The organism is Dolichospermum circinale AWQC131C (genome assembly GCF_000426905.1).
GTDB lineage: Bacteria > Cyanobacteriota > Cyanobacteriia > Cyanobacteriales > Nostocaceae > Dolichospermum > Dolichospermum circinale.
Genome location: NZ_KE384588.1, coordinates 144,495 through 149,747, shown reverse-complemented (window position 1 = coordinate 149,747; position 5,253 = coordinate 144,495). Strand labels below are relative to the sequence as shown.

The following is a 5,253-nucleotide window of genomic DNA, read 5'->3' as shown; positions in this document are numbered from 1 at the left end:
GCTGACCTGAGTGGGGCTGACCTGAGTGAGGCTGACCTGAGTGAGGCTGACCTGAGTGAGGCTGATTTAGAAAGATCCCAAGTAATTGATACAAATTTTTACAATGCAACTTTAACAGGTTCTCATATAAAAGATTGGCATACTAATAGTGAAACAAACCTAGAGGAAGTAATTTGTGAATATGTATATCTTGATTATGAATATTTAGATTTTGATAATGTGTATAAAAAAGAGAAAAAAGAAAGACGACCCATAAATGGTAACTTTGCACCTGGAGAATTTGCCAGTTTATATAAAAAGATTATAGAAAATACAGATTTAATTATCAGCAAAACTCTCGAAAATGATAATACTTCTAATAACCAAGAAGTTCAATTTCGTTCAGACTCAACAATTCACACTTGGGAAAGACTACACTTTACGTCAAAAGCAGAAATAAAAATTGCTGAAGCATTGGACATCACTGGAGTTTTATTTGTACCCAATTGCTTAACACGACTTACAACACCCAAAGGTAGAGAAAATAAAGAAGCTGATTTTCTCATTTGTTATAACGGTAAATGGGGAGTTTTAGAAGTTGATGGACCCTTTCACCTCGCAGAACGCAGAGTAGAAGAACAAGAAAGAGAACGCATTTTCAAGAAAAACGGTATTAAAGTAGTAGAAAGATTTGATGCTGAAAGATGTTATAACAATCCTGATGAAGTAGTGCAGGAATTTTTCAAAATGATAGAAATTGGATATTCTTAAAACTTCCTTCCTTCTTCCTTTCTTCCTTCGTGTACTTCGTCCCTTCGTGGTTCATTTACTCTATATTCTTCCATCACAACGGAAATAGTGTAAAATCAAATAACAAAACCACACACAAAACATGGCTACAAAAATCCCCGTTACCGTGATCACAGGCTTCTTAGGAAGCGGTAAAACCAGCATTATCCGTCACTTACTCCAAAACAACCAAGGACGACGCATAGCAGTATTAGTTAACGAATTTGGTGAACTGGGAATAGATGGAGAATTATTAAAATCTTGTCAAATTTGCCCGGAAGATGAAGTACAAGAAACTCCAGAAAATACTAACATATTTGAACTGACAAACGGCTGTTTATGCTGCACCGTGCAAGAGGAATTTTACCCGACTATGCGGGAATTAATTAAACGCCGCGATAGTATTGATTATATTATCATTGAAACCTCTGGTTTAGCTTTACCAAAACCTTTAATTAAAGCCTTTCGTTGGCAAGAAATCCGCAATGCTGCTACAGTAGATGCAGTAATTACAGTAGTAGATTGTGCTGCGGTTGCTGCGGGAACTTTTGCTAGTGATTTAGATGCTATAGCCGCCCAAAGACAAGAAGATGATAGTCTAGAACATGAAACACCATTACAAGAATTGTTTGAAGATCAACTTGCTTGTGCTGATTTAGTGATTTTGAATAAAACTGATTTAGTTGATAGTGAAACTCAAGCAGAAGTTCTAGAATTGGTCAAGAAAGAATTGCCGAGAGTGGTGAAAATTGTCGCTAGTGATTATGGTAAATTAGACCCATCTATCTTATTAGGATTTGCAGCCGCAGTTGAAGATAATTTAGATAATCGTCCTAGTCACCACGACACGGAAGAAGACCATGATCATGATGATGAAATTAACTCAACTCACCTGATTTTAAACCGGACTTTTGACCCGGAAAAGCTACAAGCAAGATTAGAAAAACTAGCACAGGAACAAGAAATTTACCGTATTAAAGGATTTGTAGCTGTTGCTAATAAACCCATGCGGTTAGTTATGCAAGGTGTAGGGAATAGATTTGATAAATTTTATGATCGTCCTTGGAAACTAGAAGAAGCAAAACAAACCAGTTTAGTTTTTATCGGTCGTAATTTACAATCTTCAGCAATAGAATCTCAATTAGTAACTTTGTAATTTTGTAATATGAATATCACAGATTTGTTTAATGTTGCGAATGTTTTTGTTTTGCCTTTTTGGGCTTTGATGATTCTTTTACCTAATTGGAATGTCACCCGCAAGGTCATGGAATCTTATCTACCTTTTGTGGTTTTAGCTGCTGGGTATTTGTATTTATTTGTCACTAGCATTACCCCAGAAAATGCTGCTGCTTTATCAAATCCTCAATTAGCAGATATAGCCAAGTTTTTTAGTAATGAAACTGCTGCTGCTACAGGTTGGATTCATTTTTTAGTCATGGATTTATTTGTGGGAAGATGGATTTATTGGCAAGGACAAAAAACCGGCATTTGGACAATTCACTCGATAGCTTTATGTTTATTTGCAGGTCCTTTAGGTGTACTTTCTCATATTTTCACCTATTGGATTTCTAAAGCCTTTTCTCAAGGTGCTGAGGGTGTAACAGAAGAAGAAAAAGTAGGGGTTTAGTTAAGTTGACTACTGGACAATGAATTTATTTAGATCCGCGACTGCTTAGAGAAGTCGCGGATCTATTTTTGTTTTTAACTCACAGCATATTCTGTATAAGGACGAATTTCCAAGGGATGAAAACCTAAAACAATTTGATCTTTAGGAATACCAGCATTAACTAAATCGTTAGCAATTCCATCTTCTGTTCCATCCCTTTGAATCCAAATTTTACTATTAATAATTTGTATATGGACAATACAAGCATGAACTCTCACACTTTTTTCCCAACCAGAAGTTATTAATAAATAATCTTTATCGTTTTTACCAATAATTAATTCTGTTTGCAATTCTCTGTGGTAATAAGGAATTGCTGCATATTCAGTTAATACTTCCTGGATAATTTGTTGATATTCATTTAGTCTATCCATTAGACATCTCCGGTAAAGATTGTAGAGACGTTCCATGGAACGTCTCTACACCTAAATTCATACCTGGTTTCAGCAACGCCTTAAAATCAAGTTAAGCAAGCCTCTCTATAATGGGCATCTAACCAACAACGTGGTAATTTTTCCCCAGAGGGAAATATTAATTCTTCCTTTTTATAAATATCTGTTTCCTGTTCTTCTTGTCCTTCTTGATCTTGGGCATGGACGATTTTAATAGTGGGGTCAAATAGTTCTTGGACATCAACTATTTTCACCAAATCGCGGCTATCTTTGATTTGTAAAAACATTTTGATCAACCTCCATTATTCAAATGTGTAAATCTGCCAATGGGAATGGTAAGAAAGTAAAGATTATATTTCCCGTTGATATTTTTCTAAGATATCCACTAAGGTAACTTGAGATTGTAATGGTAATAAATCAACTAAAGGTAGTTCCCTTCTCCCACCACCAATTTTTACAGGAATAGATTCTAAAACTTCAATTACTCTATCTTCAGTAACTTCATTAGAAGTAATTAAAGGATACAACTTTTCAGCCACAATAGTATGCAATTTGGCATCGGATAAATAAAGATGCCATTTAGCAATATCTATATAAACACTTTCACCAATTTCTGCGGCTAGGGTTTCTAGTAATTCTGTGGTATTGATTTGAGCCATAAATACAATCTCATTGTTAGTAACATTGGTATATCTTAGCTTATTTCACATTATTACTCAAGTAGCTAGACTTGAGCTACTACCACAGGTGAGAATACCCTAGCTTAATTTTCATTCTTTAGGTAGATTTTGGTGGAGTTTGATCGTAATTAGCGATCGCACCAATGTAAATTAGATGCAGTAGTAATACTCCTATCCAACCAATTGTTAACCCTGGTAGCCATTCCCAGGGAGTATTTTTCAAAATGTGGAAAAACCACAATCCCGAAGTCACAGTTGCACAAATACCGACATGAACAGCGAAATTCATGCGATCATCTAGTTTACGAAACTCTGGATCTTTGCGGTCTGGTTTGCGAGGCCAACGAGGGGGCATAAATATAAATGTTCTCTAAATGTTCTTGACAGCAGTTAACACACCTTATCCATTGTAAGGTCTTAGGGGTTTAACTGATGAATTTATTTCCCTCCAGGAGGCAAAGGCGCGAAAAATCTAGAGATGATAGTAGGATGGGTTATGAAATTTGCACTGTTGACTCTGTATAAAAACTTTCGCCAAATTCACTGCCTCTAGCGCTAGGTACTAATGTCCAACCTGCTTTTAAGAGTTTTTGATAAGTAGCCCAACCCTTAGAACCGCGAGGAACGCGATGATCTGGAACTGAAAATTGCGGAAAAGATGTATAAGGCCGCCAAGGTTGTCCAGATGCAGTTTGCAAGTACAAAATCTTTTCATCATCACCGTTAGACTTAGATAACCAGCACATTTGTCGAACCATGATTAACTCCTTGATTGTTTAGCTGAAATATCACCAGGAGGTTAACTGCGGATATTCAATAGTTTGGGAAATTGTCACAAAAGTGTTTTTGATTCCCTATTTAAATTCTCAGTTATACCAAATTGTGATTAAATGTTATTGAGCCTGATGTTTCAGGCAGTAAAGATTATTTTGTCAAGTAAATTATTTAAGAAGGTAAACTCCTGTTAGCTGGTATTTATTAAAGGGGAAAGATGAACAAGAACAATGGTTTTTTGATTATTGATGTTTCCTGTTAATCAAATATTTTGAGCAAATATTTTTATCATGTTAGCCACGCTTGTTATAATTGTGTGTATCTATAGTTACGATTTGGTAAAAATGAGCAAAAATTTATTGACAACGCAATTCACGGGTTAAGTGACAAGCTAGAATGCTTATTCTACAGGCATTTAAAGGATTTGAGCTTTTTGAACATGATCGAGCTTCACCATTATGATTTAAGATAGGTATATATTTTTTTATTGACATAGATAAGCGTAGATGATGACTAAACCAATTGTTTGGGTAAATGGAGACTGTCTGAGTCCCTACAACCCCGCACTTCAAGAATATCCCCAAGCCCCAGCCCTTTGGGTTTGGGATGATGCTTTAATTGCTAAATGGCATATTGGATTAAAACGCCTCACGTTTATTTACGAATGTTTGCTAGAATTACCTGTAGAAATTCGCAGGGGGAATGTAGCAGCAGAAGTTTTAGCTTTTGCTCAAGAACATAATACTAATCATGTGGTGACTACAGATAGCCCCAGTCCCCTGTTTAGTGATATTTGTGATCAAATTGAAAAGTCTGCAAAATTGGAAGTTTTTGCTGTAGAACCGTTTTTTGAATATGATGGATATATTGATTTAAAGCGGTTTTCTCGGTATTGGAAAGTAGCAGAAAAATATGTTTTTGAGTAAAAATAAATGTAGTTTAAGTAGGTGAACGGAAAAAAACGACATAAGTAACG

General features: G+C 35.7%; 9 protein-coding genes. 4 read left to right on the top strand and 5 right to left on the bottom strand.

All coding sequences use genetic code 11. The features are described 5' to 3' along the window. The 3 genes from ACIR131C_RS26510 to ACIR131C_RS0101935 form a co-directional block, all read left to right on the top strand. The coding region (locus ACIR131C_RS26510; RefSeq protein WP_231395372.1) for a pentapeptide repeat-containing protein at positions 1-750 on the top strand (750 nt) is incomplete at its 5' end. Positions 751-871: 121 nt separating this feature from the next. Further along, positions 872-1,924 carry a cobalamin biosynthesis protein CobW gene (gene cobW, locus ACIR131C_RS0101940; RefSeq protein WP_028088853.1) on the top strand — a complete coding sequence of 351 codons (1,053 nt, stop codon included), beginning with the start codon at positions 872-874 and terminating at the stop codon, positions 1,922-1,924. 9 nt (positions 1,925-1,933) lie between these two features. Beyond that, a complete protein-coding gene (locus ACIR131C_RS0101935) occupies positions 1,934-2,395 on the top strand; it encodes an ABA4-like family protein (RefSeq protein ID WP_028088852.1) in 462 nt (153 codons plus the stop codon). Positions 2,396-2,469: 74 nt separating this feature from the next. Here the strand turns inward: ACIR131C_RS0101935 and ACIR131C_RS0101930 are convergent, their stop codons facing one another. The 5 genes from ACIR131C_RS0101930 to ACIR131C_RS0101910 all read right to left on the bottom strand — a co-directional run bounded on the left by ACIR131C_RS0101930 (position 2,470) and on the right by ACIR131C_RS0101910 (position 4,261). Next, on the bottom strand, positions 2,470-2,805 hold the full coding sequence (locus tag ACIR131C_RS0101930; protein WP_028083321.1) for a XisI protein: 336 nt from the start codon (positions 2,803-2,805) through the stop codon (positions 2,470-2,472). An 86-nt stretch (positions 2,806-2,891) separates the two neighbouring features. Further along, on the bottom strand, positions 2,892-3,110 hold the full coding sequence (locus tag ACIR131C_RS0101925) for a hypothetical protein (RefSeq protein WP_028083322.1): 219 nt from the start codon (positions 3,108-3,110) through the stop codon (positions 2,892-2,894). Positions 3,111-3,173: 63 nt separating this feature from the next. After that, on the bottom strand, positions 3,174-3,482 hold the full coding sequence (locus ACIR131C_RS0101920) for a DUF3181 family protein (RefSeq protein ID WP_028088851.1): 309 nt from the start codon (positions 3,480-3,482) through the stop codon (positions 3,174-3,176). A gap of 118 nt (positions 3,483-3,600) precedes the next feature. Next, complete coding sequence (locus tag ACIR131C_RS0101915) at positions 3,601-3,858, bottom strand: hypothetical protein (RefSeq protein WP_028083324.1); 258 nt, start codon at positions 3,856-3,858, stop codon at positions 3,601-3,603. Between the two features lie 139 nt (positions 3,859-3,997). Beyond that, positions 3,998-4,261 (bottom strand): hypothetical protein, encoded by a 264-nt coding sequence (locus ACIR131C_RS0101910; RefSeq protein WP_028088850.1) that lies wholly within the window; start codon positions 4,259-4,261, stop codon positions 3,998-4,000. A gap of 525 nt (positions 4,262-4,786) precedes the next feature. Between ACIR131C_RS0101910 and ACIR131C_RS0101905 the strand changes: the two genes are divergently transcribed. Then, positions 4,787-5,203 carry a DNA polymerase gene (locus ACIR131C_RS0101905; protein WP_028088849.1) on the top strand — a complete coding sequence of 139 codons (417 nt, stop codon included), beginning with the start codon at positions 4,787-4,789 and terminating at the stop codon, positions 5,201-5,203. Positions 5,204-5,253 lie beyond the last annotated feature (50 nt).